General features: G+C 33.6%; 1 pseudogene. It reads right to left on the bottom strand.

Annotated elements, in window-relative coordinates:
* A pseudogene (locus ACYQ2M_RS25515) lies at positions 1 to 259 on the bottom strand (IS4 family transposase); the annotation flags it as partial.

A 259-nucleotide genomic window follows, 5' to 3' on the forward strand; every position in this document is an offset into this window, starting at 1 on the left:
GTTGAGAAGCTTTTTGATCACAAAATAAATTTTACGGAAAAGAAGAAGTGTAAAACGCCTCCAGTTATAAGTGGATGAATTCAAAAAATTGTACACTGCATCTTTATCAACCTGGATTTCTTTGTTTTTCACAATACCTTGAAATAAATTTACTCTTGAAAAAGACAGGTTGAACAATGCCGTGAAAATAGCTAACGGGGTGGCTCCCTTTGTTTTGGTTATTCCTGATCTATTCAAAAGTGTGCCAATTGTTAACTTT

The organism is Desulfocicer niacini (genome assembly GCF_054657595.1).